The sequence below is a fragment of the Nitriliruptor sp. genome, from assembly GCF_040882075.1.
In the GTDB taxonomy this organism is placed as follows: domain Bacteria; phylum Actinomycetota; class Nitriliruptoria; order Nitriliruptorales; family Nitriliruptoraceae; genus Nitriliruptor.
The window spans coordinates 6,972-24,857 of record NZ_JBBEBZ010000204.1 but is presented as its reverse complement, the minus strand read 5'-3'; the positions used below and the strand labels follow the sequence as shown (position 1 = coordinate 24,857).

Here is a 17,886-nt window from a genome sequence, read left to right as displayed (position 1 = left end):
TCAGCCCGCGCCTCCAGCGACCGCCGGCACGATCGACACGGTGTCGTCATCGCCGACGGGCGTGTCGAGGCCCTGCTGGGAGCGGACGTCCTCGTCGCGGACGAAGACGTGGACGAACCGCCGCAGCTCCCCCCGCTCGTCGAGGATGCGCTCGGCGATGCCGGGATGGATCGCATCCAGGCCCTGCACCACGGAGCGCAGGTCGCCGCCGGTCACCTCGACGACTCCCTCGCCGCCCGTCAGCCGGCGGAGCGGGGTGGGGATGCGGACGGTGGGCACACGCGCCTCCTCCGTCTCGACAGCGGCCGGGCGGGACGGTGGGACCGGGCTCCGGTGCTCGGCCAGGGTGCCACCCGACGGTCCGGGGACCAACCGGGCCGCCGCGCTGTGGTCCACTGGTGCCCCACCCCGCTCCCGGCCCGCGAGACCTCACGTGACCGACCGCACCGTCGATCGCTTCACGGCGCGCACCTGGTCGCACCACGACTTCGATGCGGACGCGCTCGCGGCGGAGAAGCGAGCGCGGTCCCTGACGGTGTCGGTGGTGATCCCGGCGCTCGACGAGGAGGCCACGGTCGGCACCGTCGCAGGCACGTTCGTCGAGGAGCTCGGCCACCGGGTCGGGCTGGTCGACGAGGTCGTCGTCGTCGACGCGGGCTCCACCGATCGCACGGCGGAGGTGGCTCGGGCGGCCGGTGCCCGCGTCGTCCAGCAGGACGCGATCCTGCCCGAGCTCGGCCCGGGGCGCGGCAAGGGCGAGGCGCTCTGGAAGGGGGTCGCCGCGACGGCTGGCGATCTCGTCTGCTTCGTCGACGCCGACATCGTCGACGTCGGACCCCGGTTCGTGGTCGGGCTGCTCGGTCCGTTGCTCGAGGATCCGGGCGTCCACTACGTCAAGGCCACCTACGACCGGCCGCTCGACCTCGGCCACGAGCTGCGTCCGACCGGTGGCGGCCGCGTGACCGAGCTGCTCGCACGCCCCGTCATCGACGCGTTCTGGCCGGAGCTCGCCTGGCTCGCGCAACCGCTGTCCGGTGAGTACGCCGGCCGGCGCGCGCTCCTCGAATCGCTGCCTTTCGTGCACGGGTACGGCGTCGAGCTCGGTCTGCTCGTCGACATCGCCGCGATGCACGGCGCCGACGTGATCGCCCAGGTGGACCTCGGACGTCGCGTCCACGTCCACCAACCGCTCGACGCGCTCGGGCGGATGGCTGCCGAGATCCTGCACGTGGCGGTCGACCGCCTCTCGCGACAGGGACGGTTGGTGCTCACCGACCCGCTCGCCCGCGACCTGCTGCAGCCCGTGCGCGACCTGACCGGCCAGCTCCACCTCGAACGCCACCCGATCGCGCCCTCCGAGCGGCCGCCTCTGCGGGACGTGCTCAGGTAGCGTGCGAGGTGTCCGCCGCTGGGACGCACGAGCGGTGGAGCATCGGACGGGAACCTGGCCCCGACGGGTCGATTCGGACAGGAGCTCCAAGTGGCCGAGCAGCGCACGGTCCTCGTCGTCGACGACGAACCCGACGTGCTCCTGCTCTGCCGCGTGAACCTCGAGTTCGAGGGCTACCGCGTCCTCGAGGCCTCCGACGGGGAGCAAGCGCTCGCCCGGCTCGAGGATGAGCTGCCCGACGTCGTCCTGCTCGACGTGATGATGCCCAAGCTCGACGGCTGGGCGGTGCTCGAACGCATCAAGTCCGACCCCCGGACCGCCAAGGTCCCCGTCGTGATGCTGACCGCCAAGGTGCAGGATCACGACCAGATCCGCGGCTGGTCGTCGGGAGCGGCGGAGTACATCACCAAGCCGTTCAGCCCGCTGTCGCTGTCGCAGGTCGTGCAGGACGTGATCGACACCGATCCCGAGGAGGAGGAACGGCGCCGCCGCCTCGTCCTCGACAAGCTGCAGATCCTGCGCGACGGCAACTGAGGCCGCCCCGGCGGCGATGACGCCCCGGCCCGGGACCGGGCGCGGTCAGCCTCGGTCGCGTCCCACGACCACGTGCAGGTCGACCGCGGTGGACAGGTTGCCGGGCTGCTCGCGGACCTCGGCGCCGCCGAGCTGCGCAGCGACCTGACGCGCCGCATCCTCGTTGCCGGGGTTGTAGAGGACGGTCGTGACCTCGTAGGTCAGCGCGTCGTTGCGGGCGACGACCTGGTAGCCCTCGTCGCCGAGCAGGGCAGCGACCTCGTCGGCTGCGGTGCCGCCGTCCTCCTTGAACCCGTCGAGCACCTGCACCGACACCGACCCCGGATCGACGGCGTCGGCGTCCTCGTCGGTCCCGTCCGCGGCGTCGGCGTCGGTGTCGGCGTCGGCGTCACCGTCGGTGTCGGCGTCGGCGTCACCGTCGGCGTCGGCGTCGGCGGGGTCCGGGTCCCCCTCGTCGTCGGGGAGCTCGGCGCCGTCGTCGGCGGCCGCGTCGGCAGCGCCATCGTCGGTGGCACCGTCGTCGCTGACGTCGGGGCCGTCGGCTCCCGGATCGCCGTCGGGGTCCTCGACCGCAGCACCGCCAGCGCCGTCGGCGGCCACCGGGTCGCCATCACCACGGATGGTCCCGATACCCCAGAAGATCGCCGCCACGAGCACGATCAGGCCGAGGACGCTGCCACCGATCCGAAGCAGCGCTGCTCGTGGGTCCGGGTCGCCGGCGGTCGTGCGGTCCGCGTCGCTCACGGTCAGCGTGCGTCGGCGCCGAGGCGACGCGCGGCACGCTGACGCTGGCGCGAGGCACGCAGACGACGCAGGCGCTTGACCAGCATCGGGTCGTAGGCCAGGGCCTGCTCGTCGTCGATGACCCGGTTGAGCAGCTGGTAGTACCGCGTCGGGGACACCTCGAAGCGTTCCTTGACCGCCTGCTCCTTCGCGCCGGCGTAGCGCCACCAGTCGCGTTCGAAGTCGAGGATGTCGCGTCCGCGCTGGTCGAGACCGGAGGTGTCGTCCGAGCCGTCGTGGAACGGGGCCATCGGTGCTCTCCTCGGGACGTCGACGGGTGCGGGTCGTGAGTGTCGCCCACGAACCACACGCGTGCAACTACGCGGCTGGTACCGCCGGCCGCGAGCTCCGCGCGTGGGGTCAGCGCCGCGACTAGCGTCCTGGCCGCGTACCTGCCGGTACGCGCGGGCGGGGAGCAGCGCGTGGGCTCGGTCGTGGTCGTCCTGGTCGCGCTGCTCGCACCTGCGGCGGCGATCGCGGGAGCTCGTCGCTGGAAGGCGCTCGACACGGTCGGGCCGGTGGTGCTCTGTTACGCCATCGGGGTCGTGCTCGGCAACGTGGGGCTCGTGTCCGCGGGGAGCCCTGCGGCGGAGACCGCGAGCCTGGTCCAGACCGCCACGGTCGCGCTGGCGATCCCGCTGCTGCTGTTCGGCACGGATCTGCGCGCTTGGTCCCGGCTCGCTCGGCCGGCGCTCATCTCCTTCGCTCTGGCCATCCTGAGCGTGATCGTGACCGTCGTGGTGGTCACCCGCTGGTTCGACCTCGGCGCCACCACCGACGAGGTCGCCGGCATGACGGTCGGCGTCTACACCGGTGGGACCGCGAACATGGCCGCCATCGGCACCGCGCTCGGCGTCCCCGAGGCGACCTTCGTGGCCCTGAACGGGGCCGACCTCTTCGCCGGCGCGATCTACCTGCTCGTGCTGCTGACGGTGGCCCAGCGGGTGCTCGCGAGGTTCCTGCCGGCGCCGCCGCGCGTCGGGGTGAGCGACGACCCGGAGGTGGCAGCCGCCACCGATCCCTTCGACGTGGTCCCGCGGCCACGCGAGGTCGGCGTCGCCATCGCGCTCGCGGTGGCCACCATCGTGGTGGTCGCCGGTCTCGCCCTCGTCGCGCTGACCCCGGTGGTGTCGGGTGAGCCGGTCGTGGACTCCGACGCCTTCGCCACGGCCGTCGTCCTCGGGGCGACCACCGCGGCGCTGGCCCTCTCGTTCGTCCGACGGGTCCGCGAGCAGCCCGGCACCTACGCGACCGGGCAGTACCTGTTCCTGGTCTTCGCGGTGGCCATCGGCACCCTGGCCAACCTGCGCGACCTCGCCGGCTCGTTCACCTCGGTCGTGCCCTACGTCCTCACCGTGCTGGTCATCGCGGTCACGATCCACCTGCTCCTGGCCCGGTTGCTGCGCATCGACCACGACACGGTGATCATCACCTCGACCGCGGCGGTGTTCGGGCCGCCCTTCGTCGGGCCGGTCGCGGCGGCTCTGCGCAACCCCGACGTCGTTCCGTCCGGGATGACCACCGGGGTGCTCGGGCTGGCGGTCGGCAACTACGTCGGCCTGGCGGTGGCCGCGCTCCTGCGCTGACGCTGGCCGGCTGCGTGAGCGGTGCCCCGCGGCTGACGGGCCCGAGCGTCACGCTGGGGTTCGCACCGTTCGCACCGCCACCCCGTGACGCGACGGCGCGAGGCCGCCACGATGCCCCATCGCCGACACCGGAGCCCGACCCGTGGCCGCCACCGTCACCGCGCACGACGCCCCGCCCGCTCTGAGCGCGCCGGCCGTCGCGAGCTGTGGCGCGGAGCTGGCGACCGGCTCGGCCGCGGTGGCCGCCACGGCCCGGATCGATGCCGGGACCCTGCGCGTGACCTGCGGCGACGGCGTCGAGCTGGTCCGTCCCGCCGCGTGGCTGCGCGACGCCGGTGACGGTCGGGACGCCATCGACGTGGTCCTCCGCCCCGGTGGTCACGCGCTCACCATCACCTGGCGCGACGGTCGACGCACCCGCTACGCCGTGGCGGGCCTGCGGGCCTGATCGCCTCGGGCTCGCGGGCTCGGACGCGACGCGCCTCGCCGACGAGCCCGACGGGCCTCAGACCTCGTACAGCCCGTCGATGAGGGCGAGCAGGAACTCCTCGGCGGGTTCGTGCTGGCCGTCGGGCAGCGTGGCGACCATCCCGTACATCGCCGCCTGTCCCTCCTGGGAGCGTTCGGGCCGGCCCCGCACCTCCTCGACGCTGTCGGCGAGGTCGGCGACGAAGCGGTCGGCCACCTCGCCGGCGTGGACCGGGGTGACCATCACGTGCAGAGCCGGCGGTGACAGCAGGCGGTCGGGGTGCCACCCGCGGGTCTCGAGCGCGTCGGCGACGGCGAAGACGTCCACCTCGTCGGTCGTCGAGCCGATCGCGAACACCCCCGCCGGTGGATCACCGAGGATCTCGAGGCCGTCGATGGTCGCGACCCCGGTGCGGATGCGGTCGCTGGTCCCGAGCAGACCGGCGTGGAGGTCGAGGTAGCCATCGACGCCGAAGGCCCGGAGCGTGGCCCACGCACCGGCGATCGCGCCACCTGGGCGCGTGCCGGCGATGGTGGGCGACAACCAGATGCCCCCGGGCCAGCCCGTCTCGACCTGGAACTGGTGGCGACGCAGGACCGCATCCCGGTAGAGCACGACCGACGCCCCCTTCGCCGCGAAGCCGTACTTGTGCAGGTCGGCGGAGATCGAGGTGACGCCGGGCACACGCAGGTCCCAGGGTGGGACCTCGCGACCGAGCCGTTCGACCCACGGCAGCAGGAAGCCGCCGAGGCAGGCATCCACGTGGCAACCGACGCCCCGGTCGATCGCCAGCGAGGCGAGCTCGGGGATCGGATCGACGACCCCGTGCGGGTAGCTCGGGGCCGAGCCGACCACCGCGATGGTCCGGTCGTCGATCAGTCCGGCGACCGCGGCCACGTCGACACGGAGGTCGTCCCCGATCGGCGCCAGGCGGGGTTCGACGTCGAGCAGGTGGCAGGCCTTGAGGAACGCCGGGTGGGCCGTGACCGGCAGGACCAGGTTCGGCGCGTCATCCCCGACGATGCGCCCCTCAGCGCGGGCGCGGTCGCGGTAGGTCTTGACCGCGAGCAGGATCGACTCGGTGCCACCCGAGCTCATCGTGCCCGCGACCTCGTCGTCACCGCCGAGCAGCCAGGCGCTCATCCGCACGACCTCGGCCTCGAACCGGCGCAGGCTCTGGAAGGCGATCGGGTTGAGCGCGTTGGTGGACAGGAAGGCGCCGACGACCTTCTCCAGGAAGGCGTGGTGCTCGTCGGAGTGGTGGTAGACGAGGCTGAAGGTGCGGCCGCCGTGCCAGTCGGCATCGCCTTCCGCGGCGGCGCGGACCTGGTCGAGGAGCGTGTCCCGATCGGTGCCGTGGTCGGGGATCGGGACGGTCACGTGCCACCTCGCGTCGAGCGTCGCGGTTCAGATACCGGATGGTACGCCGAGGCGTTCGCCGCCCCGGCGGTTCCGGGCCGAGACCCCTCGGCGACCACGAGGGAGCGCCAGGGACACGACGACCGCGACCGGACGGCTACCTTCCGGGCCACGCCGGAGTAGCTCAGTTGGCTAGAGCAACGGATTTGTAACCCGTAGGTCAGGGGTTCGATTCCCCTCTCCGGCTCCGTCGAGTGCCGACACAACCTCGGCACCTGGACCTACACAACCCGGCGTAGATGGGCCCGATAGGCCCGAGTGCGCCAGGTCCGGCCGACATCGCCGCCCGCGGCGTCGACCAGGGGACGCTCACCGGCCTGCCGGACCCGACACGGTGCCGCAAGACTTTACCATTTCCGGTAAAGTCTTGCGGTGGACCAGGGGTGAGCATGACGATCCGGCAGCAGCTGTGGGAGATCGCCGCAGACCAGTACGGCTACGTGACGACCTCTGACGCGGCAGAGCTGGGCATCGCGGTCATCGAGCTCGGCAAGCTCGCGCATCGGGGCAAGCTCGAGCGCGTGCACTACGGCATCTACCGCTTGCCAGAGATACCCGTCAGCGACCTCGATCCGTACATGCTGGCGGTGCTGTGGGCCGGCGGGCGTGGGCATCTCAGCCACGACACGGTGTTGTCGTTGCGCCGACTGTGCGACGTCAACCCGGTCAAGATCCACCTCACCGTGCCTACGAACTACGAGCCGCGACGCAAGGGCGGCGAGCTGTACCGCGTCCACCAGCAGGACCTCACCCACGACGAGATCGACTACTTCGAGGGCATCCCGGCCGTGTCCATAACGACGGCGATCGCCCAGGCACTGACGACCTTGCCGCACCGGCTGACCAAGCAGGCGTCGGACAACGCGGCTGCTGCCGGGCTCATCAGCGCGGACTACCACGACCACGTTCTAGGCCGACTGCAGGACAACGCATGACCGACCATCCGCTCTCGCAACTGCCCGACCGCAGCAAGGAACCCAACAGCAAGAGGACGTTGGACACCTGGATCCAGCAGGCCCAGGCAAAGACCGGCATCGGTGCCGGTCGGCTCAGCTGGATGGTCGCGTCGTCCGTCGTCGTTGCGGCACTGCAACGCGCCGTCGACGACACCGGCCGGCCCCGGTTCCTACTCAAGGGCGGCACGTACCTGGAGCTGCGGCTCGGGCTCGAGTCCCGGTCGACCTCCGACGTCGACGGGCTGTTCCGCGGCGAGTTCGACGAGTTGATGCCCCACATCGACGCCGCGCTGACCGAGCCGTGGGGTCCGCTGACGTTCGTCGGACAGGCCCGCCGGCTCCCTCCACCTGGCTCACCGGCAACGTGGGGTAGGTCCCGCCGGGACTTGTGGTAGGTCCAACACCACCCCCGGACGAACGCGGCCGCAGCGCAGCGTCGCAGCCACCTCAGGGTTGTGTCGTCACCCTCCGTCCGTCCTGCCGCTGGTGGCCGCTCGAGGTCAGCTGGTCAGCGCAGGAAGCGGCCGTGCCAGTCGAGGATCACCTCGAAGCGCTCGAGGCGGTGCTTCGGCTTGCCGGACCGGGACAGCTCGTGGCCCTCGTCGGGGAACCGGACGAACTCGGCCGTCACCCCCGCCGTGACCAGCGCGGCGAAGTAGCGCTCGCCCTGCTCCACCGGGCAGCGCCAGTCGCTGTCGCTGTGGAGGACCAGGGTCGGCGTCCGCACGTTCGACGCGTCCCACAGCGGGCTCGCGGCGTGGTGCGGCGCCGGGTCGTCGAGCAGGCTCGAACCGAGGAACATCCGGTCGAAGTAGGGACCGATGTCGGAGGTCCCACCGAACGAGCCCCACTCGAGCAGGCCCCGCTCGACGATCGCGCTGGCGTAGCGGTCGTCGCGGGCGATCAGCCGCGCGGTCGCGTACCCCCCGTACGAGCCGCCCATGAGCCCGAGCCGGTCCGGATCGGCGGCTGGGTAGCGCTCGAGGACCGCATCGGCGACCGCCTCGAGGTCGAGCACGTCGACCGGTGCGTCCTCGGCCCAGCGTCCCACCACGGCGCGTGCCCAGTCGGTCCCCCGTCCGGACGAGCCGCGCGGGTTGATACCGACCACGAGGTAGCCGGCGCCGGCCTCGACCTGGAACTCGTCGAAGAAGTGGTCGCCGTACTGCGCCGTCGGCCCGCCGTGGATGTTGATGAGGACCGGGACGGACCGGTCGTTCGCGTCGGCCAGCCCCGCCGGGAGCACGCTCCAGGCGTCGATCTCGGTGCCGTCGCGCTCGAAGGTCCAGCGCTCGGTCTCGGCCAGCTCCACCTCGGCGCGGAGGGCGTCCCCGAACCCGGTGACTTGCTCCTCACCCCCGTCGCGGAGGACCGACAGCTCCCCCGGTGTGCGCGGATCGGTCCAGCACACCGCCAGGGTGGCGCCGTCGGGGTGGACGTCGACACCGATCGTGACCCGGGCTCCGCCGAACACCTCGGTGACGACAGGCTCGTCGCCGGCATCAGCGTGGGCGATGTGGACCACGCCCACGGTGCCGCGGCCCTCGAGTGCCGCCACGAAGCCGTCGTCGACCGGTCGCAGCCCCGCGCCAGGCAGGACGTCACGGTCGAGGTGGCCGGTCAGGTCGCGGAGCCCGGAGTTGTCCTCGCCCGCGTCCGTCGCCACCTCGTGGACCCGGTTCACGCCGGGCCAGTGGAACGGGTCGAGCTGGCCCGTGGCGAGCAGCACCCCGCGGGGATCGACGTGGACCGACTGCCACGACCCCCGCGGCCCCCACGTCACCTCGTGGACCGTCACCGCGCTGCCCTCCTCGCCGTCCGCCACCTCGATGCTGATGACCTGCTCGTGCGGTTCGGTGTCGGGCAGGCCGCGAGCGCGCGTCACCGCGTGGACGACGCGCCCGTCGAGGTCCCAGACCGGGCTGGCGACGTCGTCGGGGAGGTCGGTCAGCTGACGGACCCTCGGCTGGTCGGCGTCGAGGTCCTCGACGAGGTGGAGCTGGCGGCGACGCTCGTGGACCCACCCGTCGTCGTCCGCCCGGTACGGCAGCCGGGTGATCCGGCGGGGCCGGCGGCGGCGCTCCTCGGGGGTGAGGTCGGCGAGCTCGTCGATCCAGGCGTCGCCGACGAGCACGATGCGCGCCCCGTCCGGCGACCACTCGTAGGCGCTGACGCCTCGGCTGAGCGAGGTGATGACGCGTGCTTCACCGCCGTCGGCCGGCAGGAGCGCGAGCTGCGTGGTCGCGTCGTCACCGGTGGGTGTGCGCAGGAACGCCAGCGTGGTCCCGTCGGGTGACCAGCGCGGGTGGAGGTCGCTCGGGCCGGCCGTGAACGGCCGCAGGTCGGACCCATCGTGGAGGTGGATGCGCCGCTCGTAGCGGTCCTCGTCGAGGTCGACACGGGTGATGACGACCGCGAGCCGCCGCCCGTCCGGGTGCCAGCGCGGGTCGGACGGGGTGACGAGCGAAGCGAGATCGGTGGGACGCAACGCAGCTCCAGGGACGGGAGCTGCAGGACGCTACCGGCCGCCGGTCGCCAGCACCGCGGGTCGGACGTCCACGTCGGCGGCGGGGCCGACGTGCGGCTCGAGCTTGCGCTTGATGCGCTGGAGGGCGTTGTCGATCGACTTCACCCGCCGTCCGAGCAGGTCGGCGATCTCCTGGTAGGAGCGCCCCTCGACGTAGAGCGACAGCACGTCGGTCTCGAGCCCCGACAGCACCTCATCGAAGGCGGCCTGGAGGCGACGCAGCTCATCGGAGGCGACCAGCTGGGAGAGCGGGTCGACGTCACCTTCGGCGGCCACGGTGTCCCCGAGGGTGCGTTCGGGGTCGCCCTCGTGCGGGCGGTCGAAGGACACGTAGCTGTTGAGCGGCGCGTGCTTGTGCCGGGTCGCGGTCTTGATCGCCGTCAGGATCTGGCGGGTGATGCAGAGCTCGGCGAAGGAGCGGAACGAGGCGCCGTGGCCGGGGGCGTAGTCGCGGACGGCCTTGTAGAGGCCGATCATCCCCTCCTGCACGGTGTCCTCGCGGTCACCGCCGGCGAGGAAGTACGAGCGGGCCTTGGCGCGCGCGAACCCGCGGTAGCGCTGCAGGAGCTCGGTCATCGCGCGGTCGTCACCGGTGTGGACGAGCGCGACGAGCTGCTCGTCGCTGCCAGCGTCGACGTCCCGCTCGGTGATCGTCCCGCGAGGTGCCGTCACGCCTGCCTCCTGGTCCGGTCGGTCCGGTCGGTCCGGTCGGTCCGGTCCGCCGGGCGAACGCTCACCTACCGAGCGGTACCCGATCGGATGGACCAACGAGCAGGTGTCCGTCCGGTTGCGGCGGGTGCCCTGACGCGCTCGTGGGGTCGGTCGGAGCGCACGTGACGGTCCGTCGGTTGGACCTCGCGGTGCGGATGCGCTGTGGCGGTCGCCCTGACCCAACGGGCCGCGCGGTCCCGCGGGAAGCCGCCTCAGCCGGTCGCGTCGCGCGCCGCGCGAACGGCGTAGAGGGCGACGCCGGCGGCCACGGAGGCGTTGAGGGATCCGACCCGTCCGCGCATCGGGAGCGACACCAGCTCGTCGCAGGACTCGCGGGTGAGGTGAGCGAGTCCGGCTCCTTCGGCGCCGACGACGAGCACGAGCGGTTCGGTCAACAGCCGGCTGGCACCGATGGTGCTGGGTGCGTCACCGTCGAGCCCGACCGACCAGATGCCGTGCTCGCGGTGCAGGCCCTGCAGGGTGCGCACGAGGTTGCCGATCGGCACGACGCGGAGGTGAGCGAGGGCGCCCGCCGCGGCCTTCTCAGCGACCGGGGTGACCGACACGCTGCGCCGACCGGGGATCAGCAGGGCGTGCGCGCCGACGGCCTCGGCGGTGCGGGCGATGGCACCGAGGTTGTGCGGGTCGGTGACCCCGTCGAGCAGGACCAGCAGCGGCGGATCCCCGGCACGTTCGGCGGCGGCGATGGCCCCGGCGAGGTCGCTGTAGGGGAACGGCGGGGCGGTGGCGACCAGGCCCTGGTGGACGAGGTCCGGAGCGAGGGCGTCGAGGCGGTCCCGGGGGACGGTCTCGACGCGGACCTTCTGCTCCTCGGCGAGCGCGACGATCTCGTCGACGAGCGGGTCGGGGTCGCGGGTGTCCTGGAGCCGGATGACCTCGATGGGCCGTCGGGCGCGCAGCAGCTCGCGGACGGGGTGGCGTCCGATGACGAGCCGCGTCGGCCGGCCGCCGTCGCGGTCACCGCCGCGACCGCCGGACCGGCTCTTGCCCCGCCCACCGCTCACGCGTCGGGCGAGGCCGCCGTGGCGGCGTCCGGGGTGGTGTCGACGTACCACCTCGGTCCGTCGGGGCGGTCCTCGACGATGACGCCGGCGGTGGCGAGCTGGTCGCGGACGGCGTCGGCGGTCGCGAAGTCCTTGTCGGCGCGGGCGCGCTGGCGCTGGTCGAGGAGCTGGGCGACGAGCGGGGCGAGCTGACGTTCCTTCACGGCCGCGTCCTCGAGCGCGCCCAAGAGCGCGAACCCGAGCGTGCCGTCGGCGAGGTCGACCAGAGCATCCGCGAGCGCGGCCACCTCGGCGCGGGCGTCGGGCTTGCCGGCTTCGGCGCGAGGCAGGATCTCGTTGCCGACGGAGACGAGCTCGTGCAGCGCGGCCACGGCCTGGGGGGCGTTGAGGTCGTCGTCCATCGCGGCGGTGAACGCGGTGCGGTGTTCGTCGGCGGCCGACGTGTCGGGTTCGGCATCGCCGGCGGCGCGCCGGGCGGAGCGCAGGAAGGTGGCGAGCCGGGAGTGCGCCGCGGTGGCGTCGACGAGCCGGTCGGTGTCGAAGGTCAGCGGGGAGCGGTGGCTGGCCGACAGGTACCAGAGGCGCAGCGGGCCGACGCCCCAGGTGGCGGTCGCTTCGGCGAGCGAGACGACGTTGCCGATGGACTTGGACATCTTCTCCTCGCCCATGCGGACCATGCCGTTGTGGACCCAGTTGCGGGCGAAGATCCCGCCGTGGGCGGCCTCGTGCTGGGCGATCTCGTTCTCGTGGTGGGGGAAGACCAGATCCAGGCCGCCGCAGTGGATGTCGAAGCCCTCGCCGAGGTGCTTGACCGCCATGGCGGAGCACTCGATGTGCCAGCCGGGTCGGCCCTCGCCCCAGGGGGACGGCCAGGCGGGTTCGCCCGGCTTGGCCGACTTCCACATCGCGAAGTCGAGCGGGTCCTCCTTGCGGTCGGAGTCGACGACGTCCTCGCCCTGCTGCATGTCGTCGATCCGGCGGCCGGAGAGCTTGCCGTAGCCCTCGAAGGTGCGGACGCGGAAGAAGACGTCACCGTCGACCGCGTAGGCCTTGTCCTGGTCGATGAGCTCGGCGATGAGCGCCTGCATCTCGAGCAGGTGCCCGGTCGCCAGCGGCTGGATGTCGGGCGGCTGGATGCCGAGCGCGTCCATGGTGCGGTTCCAGCCTTGCGTGTACCGGGTGGAGATGACCGCGGGCGGGACCTTCTCGCGACGGGCGCGCAGGATGATCTTGTCGTCGATGTCGGTGACGTTCTGGACGAACGTGACCGCGTACCCGGTGGCGGCGAGGTGACGGCGGAGCACGTCGGTGACGACGGCGAGCCGGCCGTGCCCGACGTGGGCGTCCGCCTGGACCGTGGGCCCACAGACGTACAGCGACGCTTCGCCCTCGATACGAGGTTCGAACGGCACCTCGGAACGGCGCAGGGTGTCGTACAGCTGCAGGCTCACGGTTCGTCCACGGTCCTCGGGATGCCGCCTCTGCGGGCGGGAACGAGCGCCGAGGGTAGTGCCGAGTGAGGGCCGCCCGGGCGTGCGGTCAGGTCGACGCGTCGGGGCCGCCGGCGGGACCAGGGTGTTCGGGTCCACGCGGCTCGGCGGTGGCGGGTTCGGCTCGACGTGGATCGGCCCCTCGGAGCTCGGCGCGGCGGTGGTCGATCCAGGTCGTGACGTCGAACGCTGCGCGGCCCAGCACGGTGCCGCCCGACGCCGCCTGCTCGACCGCTTCGACGACCTCGTCGATCGCCGTGTCCTTGAACAGGTACCCGGCCGCGCCCGCCTCGCGGGCGGCCTCGGCCACCTCGTGGTCGTCGTGCATCGTCAGCAGCACCACCCGGGTAGCCGGCGCGGCAGCCGTCAACTCGTGGGTGGCTGCGATCCCGTCGAGCTTCGGCATCGAGACGTCCATCAGCACGACGTCAGGGGTCGTGGTGAGCGTCACGTCGATGCCCTCCCGGCCGTCGCCGGCCTCGCCGACCACCTCGATGCCAGCTGCCTGCAGCGCGAGCGTCAGGCTCTGGCGGAACAGCCGGTGGTCGTCGACCAACACCACCCGGATCGACACCCTGTCCTCCACGTCGTGCGGTCGTCACCGGTGACCCTAACGACCGCGCCGCCGATCCGGCGCTCAGTCTGGGGCTACTTGGACCAGGACCGTCGCCCACGCGGCGATGCCCTCGCCGCGTCCGATGCTGCCGAGGTGGTCGGTCGTGGTGAACTTCACGCTCACTGCGTCCTCGGCCACCGCGACCGCTGCCGCGAGCCGCTCGCGCATCGTGTCGCGGTGGGCCGCCAGCCGCGGACGTTGCGCGACGATGGTCAGGTCCAGGTTGCCGACGACCCAACCCTCGCCGTGGACCCGGTCGACCACGACCTCGAGGAGGCCGATCGAGTCGGCGTCGGCGACGCCAGGCCGGTCGACCCCGAACCAGCTGCCGAGATCGCCGAGCGCGAGGGCACCGAGCAGCGCGTCGGTCACCGCGTGGGTGGCCACGTCGGCGTCAGAGTGACCCGCGAGCGGCGGACCGTCCGGCACGAGCACGCCGGCGAGGACGAGCGGCCGGTCGGCACCCCCGTCGAAGGGGTGCACGTCGAGCCCACTGCCGATACGGATACCGCCCGTACGTGCGCTCACCCGAGGTCCGTTCGTCCACGTTGGAGCAGCTGCGGCCACGACCCGCGAGCGTCTCGGACAGCCGACTCCCCGACCAGCAGCACGTGCCACTCGTCAGGCGTGGCGGCACCGTCGGCGTTGACCCGTGCGGACCACCGGACGGCCGCCTCGTGTTTGGCGACCACGTCGGCGGCGTCGAGGTCACGGTCGGCCTTGACCTCGACGACGAAGCAGCGGCGGACCACGCGACCGTGACGGTCCCCGGTGGCCTCCGCGACCAGGAAATCAGGGTGGTAGGTCCGATCGCGGCCCTCGCCGGTCCAGTCGACGGACAGGTCGCCGACCCGGAGCCGCAGCCACGCCTCGACCTCCGGCGCGTCGTCGAACAGCAGCGCCGCATCGCGTTCGGTGGACGAGTCGAAAGCGACCTCGTCGTACAGCGAACGGCGCCAGCCCCGGTAGCCGGCACGGCGTTGGAAGTCGCCGTGGGAGCGGTCGAGCACCACGTCGTGCCGCGGTCGGGGGCCGCCGACGGTGCGCAGCTGCACGTCCACCTCGGTGGCGAGGTGAGGTCCGGAGTCGGTGACCGCACGCCCGAGTTCGGCGACCACCGCTCCGGTCACCTGATCGAGGTAGCGGCCGAGCACCGGCGCGTCGTCACCCGCCCCGTCGAGCACCGCCTCGGCGAGCAGCGAGGCCGGGTGACGATCGCTCGGGCGTCCCGTCGCCACCGAGGAGTGGAGGATGGCGCGTTCGAGCCGGTGCCGGACCTCCCCGACCGAGACCTCCTCGGTGCTGGCCAGGATGCGGTCCTCGGCGGCTCGGGTGGTCACGACGGTCCGCGCGATCCCGTCGGCGCCCACCTCGACGCGTGCCTCGACGGCGGTCCGTCGCAGCGCATCCTCCGGATCGGCGGCGTACCGGCGTCCGAGTTCGACGAAGCGCGGTCGCAGTCCCGGGGCGACGTCGACGAGCTGGTAGGTGGACCGGATCCGCGTGGTGGTCACGACCGGCAGTCGCAGCTGCCCGAGGTCGGTCCGCGGCAGCATCGTCGCCGCGACCGCGTCGGCGTCCTCGTCCACCTCGCGACGGCGGTCCTCGATGGTCTCGACGGTGAGCTGGAGCGGCGATCGTCCGGCGGTGGACGGCTCGCCGTGACCGCCGAGCGCCTCCGCGGAAGCGCTGCCGACCGAGGTCGCGGTCGCATCGACCGTCGCCCCCTCGGGACCGCGGTCCGAGGGGGCCGCGAGCGACCCCGCCCCGCTGCGGTCGTGGTAGCGGGTGATGGCGGCGAGCTCGGCGCGGACCGCCTCGGCCGCCTCCGCGGAGGCGCTCCGTGCGGCGAGATCCTCGGCGACGGCCAGCTGCTGCTGCTGCCAGGTCGACCAGTCGACGCGTTGCTCACGGAGGGCCACACCTGCTCGCTCGAGGACCTGCTCGTAGCGCTCGTGCGCGAGGACGTCGAGCTGGTTGAGCAGCGGCACCTCGACGTAGCTGCCCCAGGGCAGCCGGAGCCCGCGACCGAGGGTCTGTTCGGTGAGGATGTCGCTGACCGAGGCGCGGAGCGACACGATCACGGCCACGGTCGCGACGTCCCAGCCCTCCTGGAGCATCTGCACCGACACGATGACCCGCACCGGACTGTCGGCGTTCTCGACCCGCTCCAGCGCCTCGAGCGCGTCATCGGGCTGCGAGCTGTCGATCCGGAGCACGGCGTCCGCGTACTCACCGTCGAAGGTCGTCGCGGCGGTCAGCGACGCCTCGACCGCTTCGGCCTCCTCGATGGACTGGGCGACCACCAGCATCAGCAGGTTCCGCGCAGGGAGCCCGCTCTGGGCGACCCACGCGTCGGCGGCTCGTTGCTTGGCGCGGAGGAGGGTCAGCCCGTCACGGAGCTTGGTCGCGTCGTCGGCCAGGTCGTCGCTGCGTCCGACGATCACCGGGGTCTTGACCAGCCGGTCGGCGATGGCCTCCGCCAGCGGGTAGCGGTAGATGATGCTGTCGGGCGGGGTCTTGCGGTGCGGGGTGCCGGTGAGCCCGACGAGCGCGAGCGGGGTGAGGTCGCGGATCGCGGACGAGAAGCTCGGGCCGAAGTAGACGTGGTGCTCGTCGGCGAACACGACCAGGTCCGGGACCGCGGCGAGGTGGCGGTAGAGCCCGTCGCCGAGCGCCTCGCGGAAGTCGTGGGTGCGGCGGCCGACCTTCGTGGTCGGCTTCTGGAGCGACTGCACCGACAGCAGGTAGAGGGTGACCTGGTCGGGGTCGCAGCCGACGGTGTGGGTCGCGGCAGCGTCGAGATCGTCGATGGTGACCACCACGGGCCGCACGGCCATGTGGTCGACGACGGACTTCGGGTGGCCGGGGGTGAAGTTGGCGACGGTCTTGTCGAGGATGGCCTTGCGGTGGCAGACGGTCACGAAGGTGCGGACACCCAGCGCGGCGAGGTACTCGATGGCTGCGGCCATGACGAAGGTCTTGCCGACGCCGGTGGCGACGTCGACGACGGCTTCGAACGGCGCGTCGGTGCCGGACGCCTGGTGGGCGGCCATCCGCCCGGCCAGGGCAGCGACGGCTTCGGCGTTCGGGACGCGCAGGTCCATCCCGTCGGCGATCTCGTCGAGCAGGTCGTGGTCGAGGAAGATCGTCGGGGCGGAGGTCACGACCGGGTCGGTCACCGGCGCACCTCCCGCCGGTACCGGGTGAGGATGGCGGCGGGGATCTTGCGGACCTGACCCCCGCGGACGAGGCTCCGGCAGTCGCGTTCGGCGTCGGAAGCCACGGCGGTCCCGGCCACCAGCAGCGAGCCGTCCGCGGGCAGCCGCGCGACCAGCGCCTCGAGCACCGGCCGGTTCACCAGCCCGTCGACGACGGCGAGGTGGGTGCGTCCGCGGGTGCCGGCGAAGGGGCCGTCGGGTTCGTGGGCGATGCCGAGCTGCGCGGCGACCGCTTCGGCGAGCGCCCCGTTGGTCGCCCAGTCGGCGAGCTCCACCTCGCCGTCGTCGGCCTCGTCGAACATCGACGGCGCCACATCGAGCACCCGGAACCCGCCGCCGCCCTGCCAGGCGTGCTGCTCGGTGACACCGCCGGGGTCCTCGCCCTCGACGACCTTGGTCAGCCGCGGCACCAGGAAGGTGGCGACGGTGTCCGGTTCACGCTCCACCGTGACGAACCGCCGTCCCATCTTCAGCGCCACCGCCGCCGTGGTCCCCGATCCCCCGAAGCAGTCGAGCACGATGTCCCCCGGGTTCGACCCGATGTGGATCACCCGCTCCAACAACCCCTCTGGTTTCGGCGTCCCGAAGGGTTCGATCTCTGGGAACATCTTCCGAAGGTGGTCCCTCTTCGCATGCATATTGCTACCGACTTCTTCCGCCATCCAGAGCGTTCGAGGGACCAGACCTCCCTGTACGTCACTCAGGTATCGCTTCACGACAGGAAGGCTGTCACCGTTCTGGCCGAAGTGGACACGCCCTTCAGTCCGCGCAGCTTCGAGCGAGGCCTCGGTGAAACGCCAATAGTTTCCCTCCGGTGGTCGAACAACTCGCCCTGAAGGCAGTGTGACCGGAAACCGATACTTCTCACCCCCGCTTTTCGCTGTTCCGTTGTCGCCCTGTAGCCATGGCCCACGCGGGTCATCGTCAGGATTCCGGTAACGCCCGTCTTGTGCTGCGGTTCGAGGTAACAGGTTGCGTGACGCTTTCCAGGTCTTGCGGTCCGACCTGCCGAAGACCAGCAAGAAGTCCTGAGCGTCGGAGAGGTGAGCATCGTTACGTCGTCCTTGGTCCTTCTCCCACACGACCGTCCCAAGATACGAAGCAGGGCCGAAGACCTCGTCCATGACGCACCTGGCGCGGTGGACCTCGGTGTCGTCGA

Annotated in this window: 18 protein-coding genes and 1 tRNA gene; 7 read left to right on the top strand and 12 right to left on the bottom strand. The window is 72.2% G+C overall.

Features of this window, described 5'->3' with window-relative positions:
• Positions 1–279, bottom strand: coding sequence for a MoaD/ThiS family protein (locus tag WEB03_RS14680; RefSeq protein ID WP_368071665.1), 279 nt, complete (start codon positions 277–279; stop codon positions 1–3).
• 154 nt (positions 280–433) lie between these two features.
• Between WEB03_RS14680 and WEB03_RS14675 the strand changes: the two genes are divergently transcribed.
• Positions 434–1,390, top strand: a complete 957-nt coding sequence (locus WEB03_RS14675) for a glucosyl-3-phosphoglycerate synthase (protein WP_368071664.1) — start codon at positions 434–436, stop codon at positions 1,388–1,390.
• A gap of 90 nt (positions 1,391–1,480) precedes the next feature.
• Positions 1,481–1,924: a response regulator transcription factor gene (locus WEB03_RS14670; RefSeq protein WP_368071663.1), complete on the top strand. Its 444-nt coding sequence runs from the start codon at positions 1,481–1,483 to the stop codon at positions 1,922–1,924.
• A gap of 45 nt (positions 1,925–1,969) precedes the next feature.
• On the opposite strand, the gene WEB03_RS14665 is transcribed toward WEB03_RS14670, so the two are convergent.
• The gene (locus WEB03_RS14665; protein ID WP_368071662.1) at positions 1,970–2,668 is read right to left on the bottom strand and encodes a LytR C-terminal domain-containing protein; all 699 of its coding nucleotides are present in this window, start codon (positions 2,666–2,668) and stop codon (positions 1,970–1,972) included.
• A gap of 2 nt (positions 2,669–2,670) precedes the next feature.
• Entirely contained in the window at positions 2,671–2,958 is a 288-nt protein-coding gene (locus tag WEB03_RS14660; protein ID WP_368071661.1) for a DUF3263 domain-containing protein, read from the bottom strand.
• Between the two features lie 171 nt (positions 2,959–3,129).
• On the opposite strand from WEB03_RS14660, the gene WEB03_RS14655 reads away from it, so the two are divergent.
• Together WEB03_RS14655 and WEB03_RS14650 are read left to right on the top strand one after the other, a co-directional pair.
• Entirely contained in the window at positions 3,130–4,293 is a 1,164-nt protein-coding gene (locus WEB03_RS14655) for a DUF819 family protein (protein WP_368071660.1), read from the top strand.
• Between the two features lie 142 nt (positions 4,294–4,435).
• The gene (locus WEB03_RS14650) at positions 4,436–4,741 is read left to right on the top strand and encodes a hypothetical protein (protein ID WP_368071659.1); all 306 of its coding nucleotides are present in this window, start codon (positions 4,436–4,438) and stop codon (positions 4,739–4,741) included.
• Between the two features lie 57 nt (positions 4,742–4,798).
• On the opposite strand, the gene WEB03_RS14645 is transcribed toward WEB03_RS14650, so the two are convergent.
• A complete protein-coding gene (locus tag WEB03_RS14645) occupies positions 4,799–6,142 on the bottom strand; it encodes an aspartate aminotransferase family protein (protein ID WP_368071658.1) in 1,344 nt (447 codons plus the stop codon).
• Between the two features lie 152 nt (positions 6,143–6,294).
• On the opposite strand from WEB03_RS14645, the gene WEB03_RS14640 reads away from it, so the two are divergent.
• The 3 genes from WEB03_RS14640 to WEB03_RS14630 all read left to right on the top strand — a co-directional run bounded on the left by WEB03_RS14640 (position 6,295) and on the right by WEB03_RS14630 (position 7,532).
• Positions 6,295–6,368: transfer RNA gene (locus tag WEB03_RS14640), tRNA-Thr, on the top strand.
• 202 nt (positions 6,369–6,570) lie between these two features.
• Positions 6,571–7,116, top strand: a complete 546-nt coding sequence (locus WEB03_RS14635) for a type IV toxin-antitoxin system AbiEi family antitoxin domain-containing protein (protein ID WP_368071694.1) — start codon at positions 6,571–6,573, stop codon at positions 7,114–7,116.
• Entirely contained in the window at positions 7,113–7,532 is a 420-nt protein-coding gene (locus WEB03_RS14630) for a nucleotidyl transferase AbiEii/AbiGii toxin family protein (protein ID WP_368071657.1), read from the top strand. The genes WEB03_RS14635 and WEB03_RS14630 overlap by 4 nt, the downstream gene beginning before the upstream one ends.
• Positions 7,533–7,645: 113 nt before the next feature.
• Here the strand turns inward: WEB03_RS14630 and WEB03_RS14625 are convergent, their stop codons facing one another.
• From WEB03_RS14625 to WEB03_RS14590, 8 genes are all read right to left on the bottom strand, one after another.
• A complete protein-coding gene (locus WEB03_RS14625; RefSeq protein ID WP_368071656.1) occupies positions 7,646–9,625 on the bottom strand; it encodes a prolyl oligopeptidase family serine peptidase in 1,980 nt (659 codons plus the stop codon).
• Between the two features lie 30 nt (positions 9,626–9,655).
• On the bottom strand, positions 9,656–10,336 hold the full coding sequence (gene sigH / locus WEB03_RS14620; protein WP_368071655.1) for an RNA polymerase sporulation sigma factor SigH: 681 nt from the start codon (positions 10,334–10,336) through the stop codon (positions 9,656–9,658).
• A gap of 251 nt (positions 10,337–10,587) precedes the next feature.
• Positions 10,588–11,400 (bottom strand): 23S rRNA (guanosine(2251)-2'-O)-methyltransferase RlmB, encoded by an 813-nt coding sequence (gene rlmB / locus WEB03_RS14615; protein WP_368071654.1) that lies wholly within the window; start codon positions 11,398–11,400, stop codon positions 10,588–10,590.
• Positions 11,397–12,851 carry a cysteine--tRNA ligase gene (cysS, locus tag WEB03_RS14610; RefSeq protein WP_368071653.1) on the bottom strand — a complete coding sequence of 485 codons (1,455 nt, stop codon included), beginning with the start codon at positions 12,849–12,851 and terminating at the stop codon, positions 11,397–11,399. Before cysS ends, rlmB begins: the two co-directional genes overlap by 4 nt.
• A gap of 88 nt (positions 12,852–12,939) precedes the next feature.
• On the bottom strand, positions 12,940–13,464 hold the full coding sequence (locus WEB03_RS14605; protein ID WP_368071652.1) for a response regulator transcription factor: 525 nt from the start codon (positions 13,462–13,464) through the stop codon (positions 12,940–12,942).
• 63 nt (positions 13,465–13,527) lie between these two features.
• Positions 13,528–14,034 (bottom strand): 2-C-methyl-D-erythritol 2,4-cyclodiphosphate synthase, encoded by a 507-nt coding sequence (gene ispF / locus WEB03_RS14600; protein WP_368071651.1) that lies wholly within the window; start codon positions 14,032–14,034, stop codon positions 13,528–13,530.
• Positions 14,031–16,688 (bottom strand): DEAD/DEAH box helicase family protein, encoded by a 2,658-nt coding sequence (locus WEB03_RS14595; protein ID WP_368071650.1) that lies wholly within the window; start codon positions 16,686–16,688, stop codon positions 14,031–14,033. The genes ispF and WEB03_RS14595 overlap by 4 nt, the downstream gene beginning before the upstream one ends.
• The coding region (locus tag WEB03_RS14590) for a site-specific DNA-methyltransferase (RefSeq protein ID WP_368071649.1) at positions 16,685–17,886 on the bottom strand (1,202 nt) is incomplete at its 5' end. The genes WEB03_RS14595 and WEB03_RS14590, both read right to left, overlap by 4 nt.

Excerpts from the sequence above, each read along its gene's own strand:
- WEB03_RS14630 (WP_368071657.1), top strand. The coding sequence starts at position 7,113 with ATGACCGACCATCCGCTCTCGCAACTGCCCGACCGCAGCAAGGAACCC.
- WEB03_RS14635 (WP_368071694.1), top strand. The coding sequence starts at position 6,571 with ATGACGATCCGGCAGCAGCTGTGGGAGATCGCCGCAGACCAGTACGGC.
- WEB03_RS14660 (WP_368071661.1), bottom strand. The coding sequence starts at position 2,958 with ATGGCCCCGTTCCACGACGGCTCGGACGACACCTCCGGTCTCGACCAG.